This is a genomic window from Lysinibacillus sp. FSL M8-0216, assembly GCF_038595555.1.
In the GTDB taxonomy this organism is placed as follows: Bacteria; Bacillota; Bacilli; order Bacillales_A; family Planococcaceae; genus Lysinibacillus; species Lysinibacillus fusiformis.
Genome location: NZ_CP152007.1, coordinates 2,957,770 through 2,976,145, shown reverse-complemented (window position 1 = coordinate 2,976,145; position 18,376 = coordinate 2,957,770). Strand labels below are relative to the sequence as shown.

General features: G+C 40.5%; 21 protein-coding genes. 18 read left to right on the top strand and 3 right to left on the bottom strand.

Features of this window, described 5'->3' with window-relative positions; translation table 11 throughout:
- Positions 1–11 precede the first annotated feature (11 nt).
- From MKX57_RS14605 to MKX57_RS14540, 14 genes are all read left to right on the top strand, one after another.
- Complete coding sequence (locus MKX57_RS14605) at positions 12–1,379, top strand: cobyrinate a,c-diamide synthase (RefSeq protein WP_239355180.1); 1,368 nt, start codon at positions 12–14, stop codon at positions 1,377–1,379.
- Positions 1,372–2,010, top strand: a complete 639-nt coding sequence (locus tag MKX57_RS14600) for an NAD(P)-dependent oxidoreductase (protein ID WP_107922523.1) — start codon at positions 1,372–1,374, stop codon at positions 2,008–2,010. Before MKX57_RS14605 ends, MKX57_RS14600 begins: the two co-directional genes overlap by 8 nt.
- A complete protein-coding gene (cobA, locus tag MKX57_RS14595; protein WP_107922522.1) occupies positions 2,007–2,774 on the top strand; it encodes a uroporphyrinogen-III C-methyltransferase in 768 nt (255 codons plus the stop codon). The genes MKX57_RS14600 and cobA overlap by 4 nt, the downstream gene beginning before the upstream one ends.
- A 34-nt stretch (positions 2,775–2,808) precedes the next feature.
- Entirely contained in the window at positions 2,809–3,369 is a 561-nt protein-coding gene (locus MKX57_RS14590; RefSeq protein WP_043990457.1) for a nitroreductase, read from the top strand.
- Between the two features lie 13 nt (positions 3,370–3,382).
- Positions 3,383–3,919 (top strand): cob(I)yrinic acid a,c-diamide adenosyltransferase, encoded by a 537-nt coding sequence (locus MKX57_RS14585; RefSeq protein ID WP_043990458.1) that lies wholly within the window; start codon positions 3,383–3,385, stop codon positions 3,917–3,919.
- Between the two features lie 156 nt (positions 3,920–4,075).
- Positions 4,076–5,575, top strand: coding sequence for a cobyric acid synthase (locus tag MKX57_RS14580; RefSeq protein WP_107922521.1), 1,500 nt, complete (start codon positions 4,076–4,078; stop codon positions 5,573–5,575).
- The gene (locus MKX57_RS14575) at positions 5,572–6,408 is read left to right on the top strand and encodes a class I SAM-dependent methyltransferase (protein ID WP_008178289.1); all 837 of its coding nucleotides are present in this window, start codon (positions 5,572–5,574) and stop codon (positions 6,406–6,408) included. Before MKX57_RS14580 ends, MKX57_RS14575 begins: the two co-directional genes overlap by 4 nt.
- 97 nt (positions 6,409–6,505) lie before the next feature.
- A complete protein-coding gene (gene rnz, locus MKX57_RS14570) occupies positions 6,506–7,438 on the top strand; it encodes a ribonuclease Z (protein ID WP_089986308.1) in 933 nt (310 codons plus the stop codon).
- 144 nt (positions 7,439–7,582) lie between these two features.
- Positions 7,583–7,813 (top strand): hypothetical protein, encoded by a 231-nt coding sequence (locus MKX57_RS14565; protein WP_008178293.1) that lies wholly within the window; start codon positions 7,583–7,585, stop codon positions 7,811–7,813.
- Positions 7,814–8,039: 226 nt separating this feature from the next.
- Complete coding sequence (gene cdaS, locus MKX57_RS14560) at positions 8,040–8,660, top strand: sporulation-specific diadenylate cyclase CdaS (RefSeq protein WP_089986309.1); 621 nt, start codon at positions 8,040–8,042, stop codon at positions 8,658–8,660.
- Between the two features lie 98 nt (positions 8,661–8,758).
- The gene (locus MKX57_RS14555) at positions 8,759–9,202 is read left to right on the top strand and encodes a MarR family transcriptional regulator (protein WP_008178298.1); all 444 of its coding nucleotides are present in this window, start codon (positions 8,759–8,761) and stop codon (positions 9,200–9,202) included.
- A gap of 54 nt (positions 9,203–9,256) precedes the next feature.
- Entirely contained in the window at positions 9,257–10,198 is a 942-nt protein-coding gene (locus MKX57_RS14550; protein WP_089986311.1) for a ring-cleaving dioxygenase, read from the top strand.
- Positions 10,199–10,214: 16 nt separating this feature from the next.
- Positions 10,215–11,270 (top strand): LLM class flavin-dependent oxidoreductase, encoded by a 1,056-nt coding sequence (locus tag MKX57_RS14545; RefSeq protein WP_008178301.1) that lies wholly within the window; start codon positions 10,215–10,217, stop codon positions 11,268–11,270.
- Between the two features lie 13 nt (positions 11,271–11,283).
- Positions 11,284–11,850 carry an NADPH-dependent FMN reductase gene (locus MKX57_RS14540; protein ID WP_008178303.1) on the top strand — a complete coding sequence of 189 codons (567 nt, stop codon included), beginning with the start codon at positions 11,284–11,286 and terminating at the stop codon, positions 11,848–11,850.
- Positions 11,851–11,907: 57 nt separating this feature from the next.
- Here MKX57_RS14540 and MKX57_RS14535 read toward each other — a convergent pair whose 3' ends face one another.
- Entirely contained in the window at positions 11,908–12,933 is a 1,026-nt protein-coding gene (locus MKX57_RS14535) for a DUF2332 domain-containing protein (protein WP_342550376.1), read from the bottom strand.
- Positions 12,934–13,050: 117 nt separating this feature from the next.
- On the opposite strand from MKX57_RS14535, the gene MKX57_RS14530 reads away from it, so the two are divergent.
- A complete protein-coding gene (locus MKX57_RS14530) occupies positions 13,051–13,932 on the top strand; it encodes a LysR family transcriptional regulator (protein ID WP_170844131.1) in 882 nt (293 codons plus the stop codon).
- Positions 13,933–14,043: 111 nt separating this feature from the next.
- Positions 14,044–14,322, top strand: coding sequence for a DUF1450 domain-containing protein (locus MKX57_RS14525; protein ID WP_008178310.1), 279 nt, complete (start codon positions 14,044–14,046; stop codon positions 14,320–14,322).
- Positions 14,323–14,371: 49 nt separating this feature from the next.
- Here the strand turns inward: MKX57_RS14525 and namA are convergent, their stop codons facing one another.
- Both namA and proC read right to left on the bottom strand, forming a co-directional pair.
- Positions 14,372–15,382, bottom strand: a complete 1,011-nt coding sequence (gene namA / locus MKX57_RS14520) for an NADPH dehydrogenase NamA (protein ID WP_008178311.1) — start codon at positions 15,380–15,382, stop codon at positions 14,372–14,374.
- A gap of 48 nt (positions 15,383–15,430) precedes the next feature.
- On the bottom strand, positions 15,431–16,234 hold the full coding sequence (proC, locus tag MKX57_RS14515; protein ID WP_008178312.1) for a pyrroline-5-carboxylate reductase: 804 nt from the start codon (positions 16,232–16,234) through the stop codon (positions 15,431–15,433).
- 346 nt (positions 16,235–16,580) lie between these two features.
- On the opposite strand from proC, the gene MKX57_RS14510 reads away from it, so the two are divergent.
- The gene (locus tag MKX57_RS14510) at positions 16,581–17,570 is read left to right on the top strand and encodes an MBL fold metallo-hydrolase (protein WP_008178313.1); all 990 of its coding nucleotides are present in this window, start codon (positions 16,581–16,583) and stop codon (positions 17,568–17,570) included.
- 8 nt (positions 17,571–17,578) lie between these two features.
- Positions 17,579–18,328 (top strand): SDR family NAD(P)-dependent oxidoreductase, encoded by a 750-nt coding sequence (locus MKX57_RS14505; RefSeq protein WP_342550375.1) that lies wholly within the window; start codon positions 17,579–17,581, stop codon positions 18,326–18,328.
- Positions 18,329–18,376: the final 48 nt, after the last annotated feature.

Here is an 18,376-nt window from a genome sequence, read left to right as displayed (position 1 = left end):
GGAGGAAGTCCATGCAAACAAATCGCTTTGTACTAGCTGGGACAGGCAGTGGTGTAGGTAAAACTACTTTTACTATTGGACTGATGAAGGCTCTACAAAATAAAGGGAAAGTCGTGCAGGGCTTTAAATGTGGACCTGATTATATCGATCCAACCTATCATACAGCCGTAACAGGTAGAGTATCACGCAATATTGATAGTTGGATGTTCTCGCATGAAGCAGTATGTGATATTGTAGCTCGCGCCAGTAGGGATGCAGACGTCTCTATTATCGAGGGTGTCATGGGCTTTTATGATGGTAAAAGTCCATTATCAGATGCTGGCTCTGCCGCTGATATTAGTGTAGTAACAGAAAGTCCAGTTATTTTAATCGTGAATTGTGCAAGTATGGCTAGAAGTGTTGCGGCAGTTGTCAAAGGATTTCAATTATTATCAGATAAACCAAATATCGTGGGTGTAATAGCAAATCAAGTTGGTAGTGTTGGCCATTATGAAATTGCCAAGGCTGCTATTGAACAAGAATGTGGGATTCCTGTAATCGGCTACTTAAAGCGCGAGGAAGGGATTGATATTCCAAGTCGTCATTTAGGATTAGTCCCTGCTATTGAAAGAGGAGAGCTTCATTCATTTTTTGACAAGCTAGGAGACCTAATGGCTGAGACGATTGACATAGAGCAATTACTCCGCATAACAAAGGCACCTGTACTTCAGGAAACAGGCAAATTATTTACAGAGGAGCCTACACAAAATATTTGTCTCGCTGTAGCAAAAGATGCGGCATTTAATTTTTATTATGAAGAAAATTTGGCGTTATTACGGGCGAAAGGTGCGACATTACAATTTTTCTCACCACTCGACAATGAGCCAGTACCAGCAGAGGCGGATGGGTTATATATAGGGGGTGGCTTTCCTGAAGAATTTGCGCAGACACTTGCGGCAAATACGATTGCCAAACAATCTATACGGGAAGCCATCAACAAAGGTCTACCGACATTGGCTGAATGTGGGGGCTTTATGTATTTAACAGAAGCTATTACAGATAGCCATGGGGAGCGTTATGGCATGATAGGTGTAATCCCAGGGGAAGTAGCGATGCAAAAAAAACTAGCAGCGCTTGGCTATCGTGAAATTTTTGGTACGGCAGGTAATTTCTTAATCGGTTCAGAGGAACAGGCGAAGGGACATGAATTCCACTATTCAAAATACAGTGGCTCCCATCACACACCGGCCTACGAAACGATTGGACGCTTTGGCAAAAAGCAAGAAGGCTATCAAGTAGGGAATTTGGTGGCTGGTTATACGCATTTTCATTTTGTATCAAACCCAAAGCTAGTTGACAATTGGTTAACAGCTTGCAAGAAGGTGAAGAATAATGACTAATTATTTTCCTATTCATATGAATCTAGAATATAAAACGGTTGTAATCGTAGGGGGTGGTCACGTAGCTACACAAAAGGTGGCATCCCTTTTACCAGTGAAGGCGAATGTCGTCATTGTTAGTCCGGCCTTACATGAAGATTTACAGCCACTAGCCGAATTGGGGCAAATTACCTGGAAACGAAAAGAGTTTGAACCACGTGATTTGGATGATGCAATCCTTATTATTGCTGCCACAAATGTGACGGCAGTTAACGAAGCCGTGCAAGAGGCGGCACAGCATTGGCAATTAATGAATCGAACAGATAGACAAAGTGAAAGTGATTTTATTACCCCCGCGACAGTTCGTCGTGGTCCTTTCGTGTTAACTGTCTCGACATCAGGAGCAAGTCCCGGGCTAGCTCGTAAAATTAAAGCAGAGTTAGAGGATCAATTTGATGATGCCTATGAGGATTACGTATGCTTTTTGCAGCAAGCTCGTTTAATGGTTGCTGCCAAGTTTGATAAAGGCCCACAAAGACGTGCGGCGTTACAGGCGTTGCTAGAGCCAAACATCCTTGAATGGACACGTCAAGGTGAGATGGATAGACGTGAAGCTTATTTACAACAACTATTGATGGGAGAAAAGCAATGAAGGATGGAATAGTTTATATCGTTGGCGCAGGACCTGGAGATCCAAAGCTCATTACGGTCTATGGTCTGGAATGTATCCAAAAGGCTGATATTATTGCGTATGACCGTCTTGTGAATCCAGCATTGCTAGACTTCGCAAAAAAGGAAGCGGAGCTCGTTTATTGTGGGAAATTACCAGGAAAGCACCACCTCATTCAGGATGAAATTAATGCATTACTTGTGGAGAAGGCGCAGCAAGGAAAAATTGTCACACGTCTTAAAGGTGGCGATCCCTTTGTCTTTGGCCGTGGTGCAGAAGAGGCTGAAATCTTAAAAAATCATGGCATTGCCTATGAAATTGTGCCAGGTATAACAGCAGGGATTGCGGCTCCTGCTTATGCGGGGATTCCTGTGACACATAGAGACTTTGCCACTAGCTTTGCCCTCGTCACGGGGCATGGCCGAGAAGAAAAAGGACAGGATTTTTTGAATTGGCCAGCATTAGCTACTGGAATTGATACTGTCGCTTTTTATATGAGCGTTGGCAATATTGCCTACATAGCTCGAAAACTTATCGACAATGGACGTAAAGCCACAACACCTGTAGCGGTTATTGAATGGGGAACGACTGCTCAACAACGAACTATAACAGGAAAACTAGATGAAATTGCGCACATTATTGAACGGGAAGGATATCATAATCCTTCCATGATTGTAGTTGGTGATGTCGTCAATGTACGTGAAAAAATTCAATGGTTTGAAGAGCAGGGACTTGCTTTCTCATAATCATCACATTGGGAGAGCAGAAGGAGGAAGCAATATGACAATTATCGAAGCACTAAAAAAGCGTCGAGCTATTCGAAATTACACAACGCAGCTAGTAGAAAAAGAGAAAATTGAGCAAATTTTACAAGCAGCTACATTTGCCCCTAATGACAGAATGAGAGAGCCTTGGCATTTCTACGTCATTCAAGGTGAAGCAATGGAGCGTTATGAGGCAATGGCGAGTGCTTATTTACAGGAACGCTTCCCAACAAAGCCGAATTTAGTGGAAAGCTCATTAAAGGTTGTACAAACAACCCCTGTCGCAATAGTTGTGACAGCAGATGTTGTGGAGGGTGATACCGATGCGACAGAGGACAATGTTTTTGCTGTTTGCAGTGCCATTATGTCCATGTGGCTAACAGCCGAGGAGCTAGGTCTTGGCTTTGTTTGGCGTACACGTGGTGTTGGGCTTGTTCATGATCCGCGCATGCATTCGTTTATCGGTGCAAGTGAAGCACAGAAAGTGGTAGGGACGATTTTTATCGGTTACCCAGAAGAACAAGAGCTTAACGACAAGAAGCGTACACCATTTGAAGAAAAAACAACTTGGCTGTAAGGAGGCTAACAGCATGGCAAGAAAAGGCTTGTTTTTAGTATATACAGGTGAAGGAAAGGGCAAGACGACAGCATCTCTAGGTGTTACTTTACGTGCGGTTGGTCGTGGGTTAAATGTGCGCTATATGCAATTTATTAAATCACCTGAGCGTACGTACGGAGAGCAAATTGCCTTGCGTAAGCTAGGAGTGGAAATGGAACAAATGGGCATTGGCTTCACTTGGACCAAAACACCTGAGGAGCATCGTGCAGCCTTAGCAAAGGCATGGAAAAAAACGAAGGCTGCTCTACAGGATGACAGTATTGATTTATTAGTGCTAGATGAGCTAAACAATGCATTAGCTATAAGTAAGTTTCCAATTGATGATGTTCTTCCACTGGCAGAAGTTATCGAAGCAATTCAGCAACGTCCATCGACTATGCATTTAGTGGTGACAGGCAGAAGTGCCAATCCTGCGTTGCTAGCAATGGCTGATTTAGTTTCTACAATTGACGCTACTAAGCATTATTATGATGAAGGTATTCCAGCTGTGAAGGGGCTTGAATTTTAAAGCACCTTCACCTTCAGGGTGGATGAATTACTCTGAGTTAGGTGAGCAACGCATGTTGGATAAGTGTGATTACTACCAGAGCGAAGGCAAATAATCGTGTCTCGTGGAACAGAAATATGACAGCGTGACACCAATAATGACGGAGGAAAAATGATTATGCCAGCAAAATCGATCATGATTCAAGGAACAGCTTCCGATGTTGGAAAAAGTATGATTTGTACGGCGTTGTGTCGTATATTTTCGGATGATGGCTTTAAAGTTGTCCCCTTTAAATCGCAAAATATGGCGCTTAATTCATTTGTAACAAAAGACGGTGGGGAAATTGGTCGTGCACAAGGAGTACAGGCTGAAGCTGCTCGTGTTGTTGCGACAACTGATATGAACCCTATTTTGCTCAAGCCAAAGCAAGATATGATGTCTGAGGTCATCGTCCATGGAAAGCATTTTTTAAATATGGATGCCAAAACATATCGCAATAATTTTGTCCAGGAAGCGATGCCCATTGTCGAAAAATCAGTTCGTACGCTTCAAAATACATATGATGTCATTGTCTTAGAGGGAGCAGGAAGCCCAGCAGAGATTAACTTAAAGGATCGTGATATTGCAAATATGCGAATGGCACATTTAGCAGATGCAGCGGTTGTCCTTGTTGCCGATATTGATCGAGGTGGGGTTTTTGCCTCGATTGTTGGTACTCTGGCATTGCTAGATGATGCGGAGCGGGCACGAGTGAAAGGGCTAATTATTAATAAATTTAGAGGTATGCGTGAGTTATTGGATGATGGTTTGGCATGGGTGGAGCAAGAAACAGGCATTCCAGTGCTAGGTGTTGTCCCTTATTTAGAGGTCAATATTGAAGCGGAAGATTCACTCGCTTTATCATCATTACGCTTTAAAAAGCCAAAACCAGGGGAATTTGCTGTGGATGTGGCGATGATTCGTTTACCACGTATTTCAAACTTCACAGATGTCGATCCATTTTTTGATGAGCCTGAAGTGGGGGTTCGATTAATTGGAAAAGTACATGAACTCGGTACGCCAGATTTGCTCATACTTCCAGGAACGAAAAGCACAATGGATGATTTAGCCTGGTTAAAGGCAAATGGCTTCGATCAAGCTATTGCCCGATTAAGGGAGCATGGCACTAAAATAATTGGAATTTGTGGTGGTTTTCAAATGCTTGGTGAGACGCTATTAGATCCAGATGCAGTGGAGGGCAATGGTGAATCTGCTTATGGTCTTGGTTTATTGCCAATGGAAACTATTTTTGTAGGCAATAAAAAAACGGTACAAATGACTGGCACAAGAGGACAGGATCTATTGACGGGTTATGAAATTCATCTAGGACGAACAAAAATTTTACGTGATGAGGTTACACCTTTTTTACAGCTTGAGGATGGTCGAGAGGATGGCGCTATTAGTCAAGATGAACAGGTGATTGGCACGTATTTCCATGGTTTATTCCATAATCGTACGTATACCCGTCAGCTTATCAATGACATCCGTGTAAAAAAAGGATTAGCTGCCTTACCTCGTGAGGTAAAAAGTGATGCTGAACGAAGAGAAGATGCTTACAATATGTTAGCTAGTCACGTACGAGCAAATCTTGATATGAAAAAAATATATGAATTATTATCAATAGAGGTATCTGTATGACGAGAAAAGGACCATTAGCCATTAATTTCGAAGCATTATGGCAAGAAGGTATGAAAGACTGGCATGGGCATATGCCTGAGCGAATGTTGAATGATCAGCTAGAAGAGCAATTTTGGGCTCAATCTGTTGCTCGAAAAAATATGGGGCAAACGGATCCGTATGCTACACGCATTTTTCAGGAGCTTCAAAAAAGTATTGAACCCCAACATTCTGTATTAGAAATTGGACCTGGTTGGGGAAATTACACCTTTCCTTTAGCAGATAGAGTAAACAAGCTAACATGTGTGGATAGCTCCCAAAGTATGTTGCAGTACTTACAGCAGTGTATGCCTCATCAGGAGCACGTTTCCTATGTCCATGCAAAATGGGAGCGTTTAGAAAAAGATGAGATTGAGCCACATGATATCGTTTTAGGCGTCAATTGTTTTTACCGTATGTATGAAATTAAAGCTGCTTTAGCACATATGAATCGACTCGCGACGAAACGGGCCATTATAGGGATGACGACTGGGCCCATTCAGCCACACTATGAACGATTATATGAAAAGTACGGCTATACGATCAAATTCCCCCGAAGAGATTATATAGAGTTTTTAAATCTACTATACGAAATGGATATTTACGCTGATTGTCAAATCATTCCTTTGGAACGCGTCTATGCTTATGAAAGCTATGAACAGCTAGTGACGACTCAAAGTAAAAAAATATTAAATACAGATATCCAACAAGAACACATTGAGGAATCGCTGCAACCTTTTATTGAAGAAAAAGATGGACGCTATTATTATCGTCATGATTTTCATGCAGCCCTTGTTTCTTGGCAACCAAAATAAACGACAAAACCTTTGGAGAAAGCTTTTACCAAAGGTTTTTCTTATGAGGCCCAATAAGGTACAATAAAATGATAAAACATGAAGTGAGGTGGCATTTGTGCAACTACATTTTTTAGGAACAGGCGCAGGCATGCCTTCCAAAGAACGAAATACGAGTGCCCTGATGGTAAAGCTATTAGACGAAATAAGCGAAATGTGGCTTTTTGATTGTGGAGAGGCGACTCAACATCAAATTTTACACACGTCGTTAAAGCCGCGGAAGGTGTCAAAAATTTTTATTACGCATCTGCATGGTGATCATATTTTCGGATTGCCTGGCTTTTTAAGCTCCCGTTCGTTTCAAGGTGGAGATGAACCATTAACGATCTTCGGTCCAGCAGGCTTACAGCAATGGATTGAACAAACTTTTTCTTTATCAAAGACTCATTTAACATATCCTTTGCACTTTGTAGAAGTTCAAGAAGGGATTGTATATGAGGATGATTGTTTTACGGTATATGCGAAGGAATTGCGCCATGTTGTTCCATGCTACGGATATCGTATTGAACAAAAGGATTTACCTGGAGAATTATTAATCGAGAAAGCCAAGGACTTAGGTGTTCCCAAGGGACCTCTTTTAGGACAATTGAAAAGAGGGCATGATGTCGTGCTTGATAACGGCGATGTCATACAAGCGAAAGATGTTGTTGCACCAGCCAAAAAAGGCTTTACACTGACCATTTTAGGCGACACAAAATATTGTGAGGAAGCTGTTCAGCTATCAATGGGTGCTGACATCATTGTCCATGAAGCTACGTTTGACGGCACAACTACGGATTTAGCAGCCAATTATGGTCATGCAACCAATGTGGAGGCAGCCAAGGTGGCACAGCAAGCAGGGGCCCAATATTTACTACTAAATCATTTAAGTGCTCGCTTTCTTCCACAAGATTTACCGCCATTTTTGGCAGAGGCTCAGGAAACTTTCCCGCAAACGTTTCTAACTTCCGATCAAGCGATTTATAGTTGGCAAAACAATACATTGCTTTAATATTGGAAAACATCTATTAATTGGAATGACAGCTAATAGATGTTTTTTATTTTTTATGCTATACATTTATAGTATCTAAAAGGAAAAATATAGTACGATAAATCACTTATTTCCCGTATAATTGAAAAAAGGGGTGTGGTTAAAATGAATCAGCAAAAGATGCCGCCAGCACTATTAAGACTAATCGTTATCTTCCCAAATGTGCTGAGCTATTTATTACTATTCGGTCTCATCATGTTTGTCATAACAAATTATGAAACTTTGAAAGCAACAAATAATCTAACTGTCTGGATTATTTTTATTGTCGTCTTGGCACCAGCTGCTACATATACGACTTTTAGTATTGTGAGAAAGATTAGGGCTGGACATATGTAAGAACATATACGTGTTACTTGTAGAAAATTAGTTCTACAGGTAACGCGTTTTTTTGACAAGGAGAAGAAAGTCGTCTGTATTGTTGTTAGTATCATAGGAGTTTGTCTTGTCTTTCTTATTAGAAAACAAGAACGCTTCATAGCACTAGCTTTCAGTGACGCATAAAAATAGCTTTTCCAGGGAAACTAAGAGAGGAAAGCTTTTATAAAAAAGAGAGGTGCTTTTTGTGAATCCAATAAATTGTGATTTTTCACCAATGAAAGAAACATTAAAAGATGAGCTTCTCCAAGTGAGTATGTCATTACAGCAAAGTGTTCAACAGATGGATACAGATACAAATTGTCTCCTTGGCAATTTCGAAAAAATTAAAGAAAAATTTGTGGCAATAGAAATGAAAGCAGCCACGTTTTATTTAAATTGTTATCTTTCCCCGTTTACTGAAAAGTATCCAGAACTATCGCATAGTGTACAAAATATGTCGCTGAGAAGACATGGTGGTTTAATTGTGATCCAGCGGGAAGACGCTTTGGAGAATCTAGTCCAGCCTGGTATTCATATAGGTGCGGACTTAACTCATTCATTAGTAGAATCTATTTTTTTCCCGGGCAATCCTCTTCACGATGGGGCTGTATTAGTCAATCATAATCAAATTGAATCGGCTGCCAATGTATTACCATTGTCCGAGCGCTATACAGGTGAAAAGAAATTAGGCACAAGACATCGTGCAGCATTGGGATTGAGTGAGGTTAGTGATGCACTTGTTATGGTCGTATCAGAAGAGACAGGGAGAATATCTTTTGCTTTTAAAGGCAATTTATATCCTATTACCACACACGGCATTATATAGGGATATTCCCTATTTATTTAATATCTCAAATTCGAGATATTTTCCTTGCTACTTTATCACTTGCGTGGTAAAGTGATAACAGAAGGGAGGATAAAGTCGTGAAAAATCATACATTAGGTACTTTAACCTGGATTCGCATGATGCGCTTTACAGCCCAAAGTAATCAATTATCCAATGAATTTTTAAAACGTTTTGATTTAACAACTGCACAATTTGATGTGCTGATCCAAATAAAAACCTATGCACCTATTACACAATGTCAACTAGCAGAGAAAGTAACGGTCACACAAGGTGGAATGTCTCGCATGCTAGCAAGATTGGAAAAGGAGGGACTGATTGAGCGTAAGCAAAATTGGAAGACGAAGGCGATTTCGTTGACGGCAAAAGGGGAGCAAATGATTGATGCAGCAACACCTAGTCAGCTTCACTTCCAATCCTCATTTTTTGAAGATGTATTAACAGATGAAGAAATGAAAACTTTATATAAAGTCATGACAAAGCTGGAAAAGCATAGTCAGGAAAAAAAATTGCCACAAGCGTAATTTTTTTTACGCTATCACTTGCTTAGTCAAGTGATTTCGAGGAGGAGCAGCCAAATGAACAAATTAAGTGGGCACCATCATATTTCCATGCTAACGAAAAATGGAAGACAAAATAATCATTTTTACACAAAAATTTTAGGGTTACGACGTGTGAAGAAAACTGTAAATCAAGACTCCCCATCTATGTATCATTTGTTTTATGGGGACTTAACAGGTTCAGCGGGAACAGAATTAACATTTTTTGAGATGCCTGTTGCTGGCCGCACAGTGCGAGGAACTAATGCGATAACACGTATTGGTCTACTTGTACCAAGCTATGAGAGTTTACATTATTGGAAAGGTCGCTTTCAAGAGCTTGAGGTTGAACATAGTGACATCACCACATATGCAGGGAAAGATGCCTTGTTTTTTGAAGATCATGAAGGGTTGAGAATGGTGTTATTAAATCATCATGGTCAGGAAACGCCAACTCAATGGCAACCATGGGAAGGCAATGAAATCCCTGAAGAGCATCGCATTTTAGGAATGGGTACAGTTGAAATTACGGTGCGTTATTTACAACGGACTGTGAATTTACTACAAGATTTATTTCACTATACCGTTGTTGCAGAAAATGACCAAGGGACAGTCCTGCAATCGATAGAGGGAGAAGTACTTGGAGAGATTCTTGTTAAAGAATTAGAAGGACCAAGCGAAAAGCCAGGTAAAGGTAGTATTCACCATCTTGCTATACGTGTAGCAACGGTGGAGGAGCTTCAAGAATGGGATACAAAAATTAAAGAACTAGGGTTGACTAGTACAGGTGTCGTCGATCGTTATTATTTCCAAAGTCTTTATTTTAGAGATCGTAACGGAATTCTATTTGAAATGGCGACAGATGGCCCAGGGTTTACGGTGGATTCTACAGTAGATGAACTAGGAAAAGAGCTAGATCTTCCGCCATTTTTAGAGGAAAAACGAGCAGAAATTGAAGCGATTTTAGAGCCGCTTGAATAAGGAGAGATAATTCATAATGGAAAAATATCGTATTGATCAATCACAAGGACTTGAATTTGGGCTGTATTCTTTAGGAGACCATATTCCCAACCCACTAACAGGAGAACGAATTTCTGCGCAGCAACGACTACAAGAACTAGTTGAAGCTAGCCAATTAGCAGAGCAAGCGGGTATTGATGTATTTGGAGTAGGCGAAAGTCATCAATCGTATTTTACAACGCAGGCACATACAGTCGTGTTGGGCGCCATAGCACAAGCAACATCAAAAATTAAGCTGTCAAGCTCTGCTACTGTACTGAGTGTCTCCGATCCTGTACGTGTATATGAGGATTTTGCAACTATTGATTTATTATCCGATGGTCGCGCAGAAATTGTGGCAGGTCGCGGTTCTCGAGTAGGTGCCTACCATTTACTCGGTGTAGATTTACATGACTATGAAGAACTTTTTGAAGAGAAATTAGAGCTACTCATGAAAATCAATGCAGAGGAGCTTGTAACATGGGAAGGACAGTTCCGTGCTCCACTTCATCACGCTCAAATTTTACCACAGCCCAAAAATGGCTCCTTACCAATTTGGCGTGCTGTTGGAGGTCCACCTGCAAGTGCCATCAAGGCAGGATATATGGGAATTCCCATGATGCTAACGACTCTTGGTGGGCCGGCTACAAACTTTAAGCCATCAGTTGATGCATATCGAGAAGCGGCAGAGCGACAAGGCTTTGATCCAAATGAATTGCCGGTTGCCACAACAAGCCTGTTTTATGTAGCCGATACAACAAAAGAGGCATTGCAAGGGATGTATCCACATTTAAATGGTGGTTTCCAAGCGATTCGTGGGGGAGGCTATCCAAAGCAGCAATTTGCACAAGCAACAGATACACGGGATGCGTTAATGGTCGGAAGCAAGGAGCAAATTATTGAGAAATTACTTTATCAATATGAGCTTTATGGTATGCAACGATTTATGGCTCAAATTGATTTTGGAGGCGTGCCATTCGATAAAATTATGAAAAATATTGAAATGATCGGTAATGATATTATTCCTGCAATGAAAAAATATACAGCAAAATAAGGAGCGAACAGTCATGAAAATTGTCGCACTTGCCGGTTCTATTATCGGCTCAAAAACAAGAACAGCTATGCATAAATTTGTCGAAATGGTCCAAAAAAAATACCCGGAGCATGAAGTGACACTTCTGGATCTCGCTGACTATCAACTAATTTTTAGTGATGGACGTAATTATTTTGACTATGAGGGCGATACAAAATATGTGACAGAAACCATCATGGCTGCGGATGCTATTGTTATTGGTACGCCAACATTTCAGGCATCCATTCCAGCAACATTGAAAAATATCTTTGACTTATTACCAGTCAATGCCTTTCGCGACAAAGTGGTCAGTGTTGTTGTCACAGCAGGTACGTCGAAGCACTACTTAATGGTGGAGCAGCAATTAAAGCCAATTCTTGCTTACATGAAGGCCCATATTGTGCCAACCTATGTATTTATAGAAGAAAAAGACTTTTTACGCAAAGAAATTGTCAATGATGATGTTCTTTTCCGTCTTGAACGGTTAGCAGAGGATACTGTAATGGTAACAGACGCATTTGCAGAAATTCGTGCGAAAAAAGATGCTGAATACGATTTTTAAAGATTAATAGAAACGCTGTGTAGCAATAGGGCACAGCGTTTCTTTTTATTGTACATGCTAGCAGTTGGCCCATTTAAACCAGCGTGCATGCCCATCTGGTCGTTCCATTGTACGAATCGGCTCGATGGTGCCAAGATGCATAAAATCTTGATGTAGCTGTAAGTCAAATAAATTATTATAGCAATGATAAAGAGGTCGTTCCATGCTTATCTCCTTTAATTGCTCCATTAATTCATGCCGTAATGGTAATGGCAGTTGGTTGGCGACATGTGTATGATAAACGACTAACATTGCCTCTTGCTCAATTGTTTGACTAAGCTCTTTTATTAGTTGGATTGCATCACCCTTTATTAACTGAATATCTAATTGACCGAAGATAGGGAGAGCTTCATTTAACAACAATCGACGTTCATGGTGTTCAGGCCAGATTAAAGCTTGTAGCCATTGACTGTCTTCCTTTTGTCGGAGATCAATAGGATTTAAATCAATGCCAATCCTTTGACAAACAACAGGTGGCTTAGACACAGACACAGGAAGTGTTTCCCCACGGTTTTCTGAGGATATGGTGCATCCATTGTCCGTATTGTAAATGGATAATTGATGATTGTAACAATAATTGTAGTGATCCATACCAAGCTGAAGTCCAGCACTTGCTCCTATTTCTATGAAGGCTAATGGTCGTTGATGCTTGTGATAAATGTCAGTCATCATAGGATAGAGATAGGCACAACGTCGAATTTCATTGGTTTGGACAAGTTTTTCTTGAAACAATGACTTTAATTGTGCTTTATGCGCCATTACAAATGCCTTAAAGACAGGGTAAACCCCTTGAATGGGAATTGGAGTTGCCGTAAAAGACGCGTAATACTTAGCTAAAGGATCTTTCAAGGAACCCAATAAATATTGCACAGCCGCCAACAATAAATTGGGTGCGGGTTGATTGGGTGGAATCATGGAGGCAATCTCTAATAGCTCCTCATCCACAGCAATACTATTAGCTAAATGTTCATACAGGGGGCTAGAGTCTACACATTCCTGTTCGGCAAATATTCGAAATTGACGACTTAATGTAGCATAAGACATGTATATCTCTCCTTTTGCATCATCTATTTAATAGTCAGTCTATTATTATTGTATAATTAAGTAAATTAAATATATGTAATGAACTTAATCAAAAATAGTAATCAAGGAGGAGAAAACATGGAGTATAAATGGTTACAGTCCTTTATTGTAGCTGCTCAAACTTGTAATTTTCGAACAGCGGCACAACAACTTCATCTTTCACAGCCAAGTATCACCGTTCACATTCAACAGTTAGAAGAATTTTTGCATGTTCAATTGTTTAAGCGTGAAAGAAACCGTGTCCAATTAACTGAAGCCGGGAAGCTATTTCAAATAGAGGCACAGCAAATGGTCCTCCAGTGGGAGCAAAGTATTGAACGTATTCGTTTAGTGAGTAAAGGCATTCACGAAAAGGTTATTATCGCTATGACCCCTTTAATGGTGGAAACCATTTTACCGCATGTTTTGTATCAATTTATCAATGATCACCCTGCATTGGAAATTTCGATTTTAGTGGAGGATTCAGCTAAAATTGAAGATTTAGTTCATCAGCATCAAGCCCATATAGGTATCTCCTTATTACCGACCCGCTATCGACATTGGCATCAAGAGCTGCTTATTGAAAGCCCGTTAGAATTAGTGATTCCATTAGATGCTTATGATGATGAAACAGGGGCTTACATCGATTATGAAGAGCTATTTCAAACATATACATTATTTACGCATCATCACCCAACTATTTGGAATGAGCTTTTACATAATTTAAGAGAAAACTATATTTTAACGAGGCAAGTATCAATTTCCCAATCCTATGTCGTAAAAAGACTAATCAAAGACGGGTTAGGGATGTCTTTTCTACCTCGTATGATCGTAAGAAAAGAACGTATGGAGGGACGTTTTAATATTGTACCGTTTGAAGGCTTTTCATTGCCAAATGTACCCGTATACTTGTTCTATAAAGAGTCGACAAATGTTCCAAATGACTTACTAGAGTTGTTACTAACTAGAAATTATTTATAATTCACACGATGTTCAAAAATGAGGGGAATCTGAGTGAAATGTTTGTAAGGGTTTTCATAGACAGTGTCCCATTATGGTATGATAGATGATAGTTTGTAAGGGGGAATAAACATGGTATTTTCTCTTTTTAAAAAGAAGAAAGATTCACAACCATTAAAAAATAGAGTTGAGTTTTGCATCACGAATTTATCGTTAGGTGCGGCAGATGCATATGATGTCTTACTAGAACGTGAAGATATTGAGATGGAGGAATCGGGTTGTACATCGCATTGTGAAATCTGTGAGCAAGGTATTTTTGCTATTGTGAACGGAGAAATCGTCACTGCGGATGATGCGGAGGCATTAGTACAGGCTATTGATGAAGAAATCAAACAAAATCCACTGTTCTAATTAAAAAACAGCTTGTGAACGCACAAGCTGTTTTGTTATGGAAAGAGGATTACCAACCACGAACATATTGTACGGGTGGTTGCAGTTCTTCGCTTAATTCTTTAGCTGCATGGAGGGGCCAGTACGGCTCACGGAGTAAAACACGAGCTAAGAAAATTAAATCTGCACGATTATTTTGCAAAATTTCTTCGGCTTGAATGGCTGTTGTAATAAGGCCCACTGCACCAGTAGGGATATCAGCCCCATGTTTGATGGCTTCAGCATGAGAAACTTGGTAACCTGGAAAAACATTGATAGCAGCAGGGACAACGCCACCTGTTGATACATCTACTAGGTCTACTCCTTGTGACTTCATCCAGCGGCTAAAGACGATGAAATCTTCCATTGTAGTGCCATCCTCTGCGTAATCTTCTGCAGAAACACGTACCAATAATGGCCCATCCCAAACACTGCGAATAGCATCGATGATTTGGCGCAATATACGATAGCGATTTTCCTGTGAGCCACCATATTGATCTTCACGTTTGTTCGTAGCAGGCGATAAAAACTCACTGATTAAATAGCCATGTGCTCCATGAATTTCTAGTACGTCAAAGCCTGCCTTTGCCGCACGAATAGCCGCTTGTTTAAACGCTTCAATCACATGATGAATGTCCTCTTCAGACATGGCTGTTGGTGTTTGATAGTCTGAACTAAAGGCAATTGCTGATGGGGCAAAAATTTCGCCATCTATTGCTGCTTTACGTCCAGCATGACCAAGCTGGATGCCTGTTTTAGCCCCATATGCTTTCATGCCCTCTACTAATTGACGTAAGCCTTCAATATGCGCGTCATCCCAAATGCCTAAATCCTTGTTGGAGATACGACCTTCTGGTACAACACCCGTAGCTTCTAAAATGATTAATCCTACTTGCCCAGCTGCCCGTGTCGCATAATGGACTTGATGGAAAGGTGTGACCATACCATCATCCTCGGCTGAATACATACACATTGGTGCCATGACAACACGGTTTTTTAAGGAAATCGATTGTAATTGATAAGGTTCGAATAATTTACTCAAAATAAAGCCCCCTAATTCCTAGTGATAAACTTTATTTTGCACCTAATGTTATCCATTTGCAAGTGAACGAGATCGTGCTTCTGCTTCTTTAATACAAGCTTCAATCGCCTCATTAAATTGATATTGCTCTAGCGCTTGAATCCCCGCCTCAGTTGTCCCGCCAGGGCTTGTTACTTTTTTGCGTAGGACATCCGGCTCATCTACGGATTGCTTGAGCATTTCAGCAGTACCAGCAAGTGTTTGTGTCATCAACAATCGTACTGTATCTTTGGATAGACCTACCTCTGTTCCTACACGCTCGAACGCTTCCATTAAATAATAAATATAAGCAGGACCACTACCTGAAAGGGCTGTGACTGCATGTAATTGATCCTCTTCTACTTCAATAACGGAGCCAACAGCCTCTAATAACTGGAGAAAAAGAATACGCTGTGCAGTAGATACTTCGTTATTAAATGCAATGCCGCTTGCGGACATACCGATAGTGGCAGACGTGTTAGGCATCACTCGTGCGACTGGACGGCTCCCTAAAAGTTCAGTAATCGTCCCTATCCCAATACCTGCTAGAATGGACAGAATCGCAGACTGTGCTGTGATTTTTGGTTTTAACTCACGCATTGCTGCAATTGCGTCTTTTGGCTTCATCGCCAAAATGATTAGATCTGCCTGACGAAAAATGGCCTGATCAAACATGCAGTGAATGCCATATGTTTCTTGTAAAAAATGTAGACGTTCTTTGTCAGAGCGATTGGTGACGTAAATTTCCTGTGGTGAAAATACCTTTTGCTTTATCCACCCTTGAATCAATGCCTCTGCCATTGACCCCGCACCGATAAATAAAATTTTTTTCATGAATAAAACCTCCAGTTCAAAATAAAAAAGCGCTCTCGTCCTTATTTAGAAGGACGAAAACGCTTTTGTTTCCGCGGTACCACCTTTGTTTGCCAATGTTGGCACAACTCTTAGCCCTTTTATCGCAAGGGATACGGTTATGTTTGCATAACTGCTCAGAAATAGGTTCGGTAATGGGAGTGGGTGATGTTACTCTCAGCAAATGTAACACTCTCTAACACCTTCACCAATTACGTACTCGGCTTCTTCAACGCACATTAATAATTAGATTATTCAAAATTATAGTGATGGATAAGCAACCTGTCAACAGGAAGATGACGAAAACAGAAAAAACTTGTAAAATAGAATGAATCAGTATTCACTAGCGAGTAAAAAGGGGGAGACAACTTTGTCTATATACAAAATCGAAATACCAACACCCTATGAAGTAGGAGATGTCAATGCATTTATTGTGAAAGGTGATGCACTTAGCATTTTTGATGTTGGACCAAAAACGGTAGAAGCCTATGATGCTCTGAAATGGGGGATTCGCGCCGCAGGCTACGATATGCGAGATATTGAACAAGTTGTGCTCACCCATCATCACCCTGATCATGCGGGATGGGTCGATGCATTTCCACATGCTGAAATTTTAGGTCATGCCTATAATGATAAGTGGCTTCGTCATGACGAGGAGTTTTTACGTTATCACGAGCAATTTTACAGTGAACGTTTATTTGAACATGGGGTACCACAAGAGTATATTGCTAAAAGTGTACATGTTCGTCGCGAATTAGAGCTTGTAGGTGAACGTCCATTGACACAAATTTTGACGGATGGAGATGAAGTACCTGGGCATCCAGGATTAAAGGCAATTGAAACATTAGGGCATGCACAAAGCCATTTTATTTTTTGGGATGAACAAACACATCATGTGATTGGCGGAGATTTATTACTTGAAAAAATAACGCCGAACCCTTTAATTGAGCCACCATTAGATCATTCATTGGGACGCACAAAATCATTATTACAATATAATGAATCGCTAGAAATTTTACGCCAATTGCCTGTCAAAATGATGTATACAGGACATGGGGCTGAACTACAAGACATTCCGATCTTAATTGATAAACGACTAGAAAGACAGCATCAGCAATCTATGAAAGTTTGTGAATTACTAGGGGAAGATCAATTAACGGTTGTGCAAGTGACGAAACGATTGTATCCAGCTATCTTCCAGCATATGCTTGGTTTAACACTGTCCAAAACGTTGGGGCATTTAGATTATTTAGAGGCAAATAATTATATTACTTCAACGAAGACAGAAGAAGGCATCTATTTATTTAAAAGAAAGTAGGACTATTTATGAATAGTAAGACGATCTTTGTGACAGGGGCAACAAGTGGTGTAGGCTTAAAAATAACGGAGTTACTAGTAGCGCAAGGTCATACCGTTTATGCCACAGGCCGCAATGCTGTAGCTTTAAAAGTTTTAGAACGTTTGGGAGCCAAAGTCATTCAAGCTGATTTAACCCATTTACATACACTCGACGCTGTTTGTGCCCAGCTTCCACCCATTGATGTCGCCATCCTATCAGCTGGTGTTGGAAAATTTGCTGAGGCTCCAAAGTTAATGGATGAGGATATTGCACAAATGATTGAAGTGAATATTAGTGTACCTATTTACCTTGCGAAACGGTTAGCTTCCAAGATGATGGAGCAAAATCAAGGGCATTTGATTTTTATTGGGTCTCAGGCTGGCAAGGTCGCCACTCCGAAAGCAAGTGTTTATGCAGCAACCAAACATGCGATTGTAGGATTTACAAATGGACTACGGATGGAGCTTGCGCCATATCATGTAAAAGTAACGGCTATTCACCCGGGTCCGATTGATACACCATTTTTAGACAAGGCCAATGATCAAAGTGGCTATCGCGAATCTTTAGGTAGATTTTTATTATCAGCTGATGAAGTGGCACAGGCGACAATTAAAACAATTGAGCGCCCAGTTCGAGAGATCAACCTCCCCAAAATCATGGGGCTATCAAGTAAACTGTATGCACTGGCACCTGCAACCATTGAGTTGTTAGGGAAATCATTTTTCCATAAAAAATAATGAACATCTAACTGTAAGCATGTACTTTTCATGTCTACAGTTTTTTCA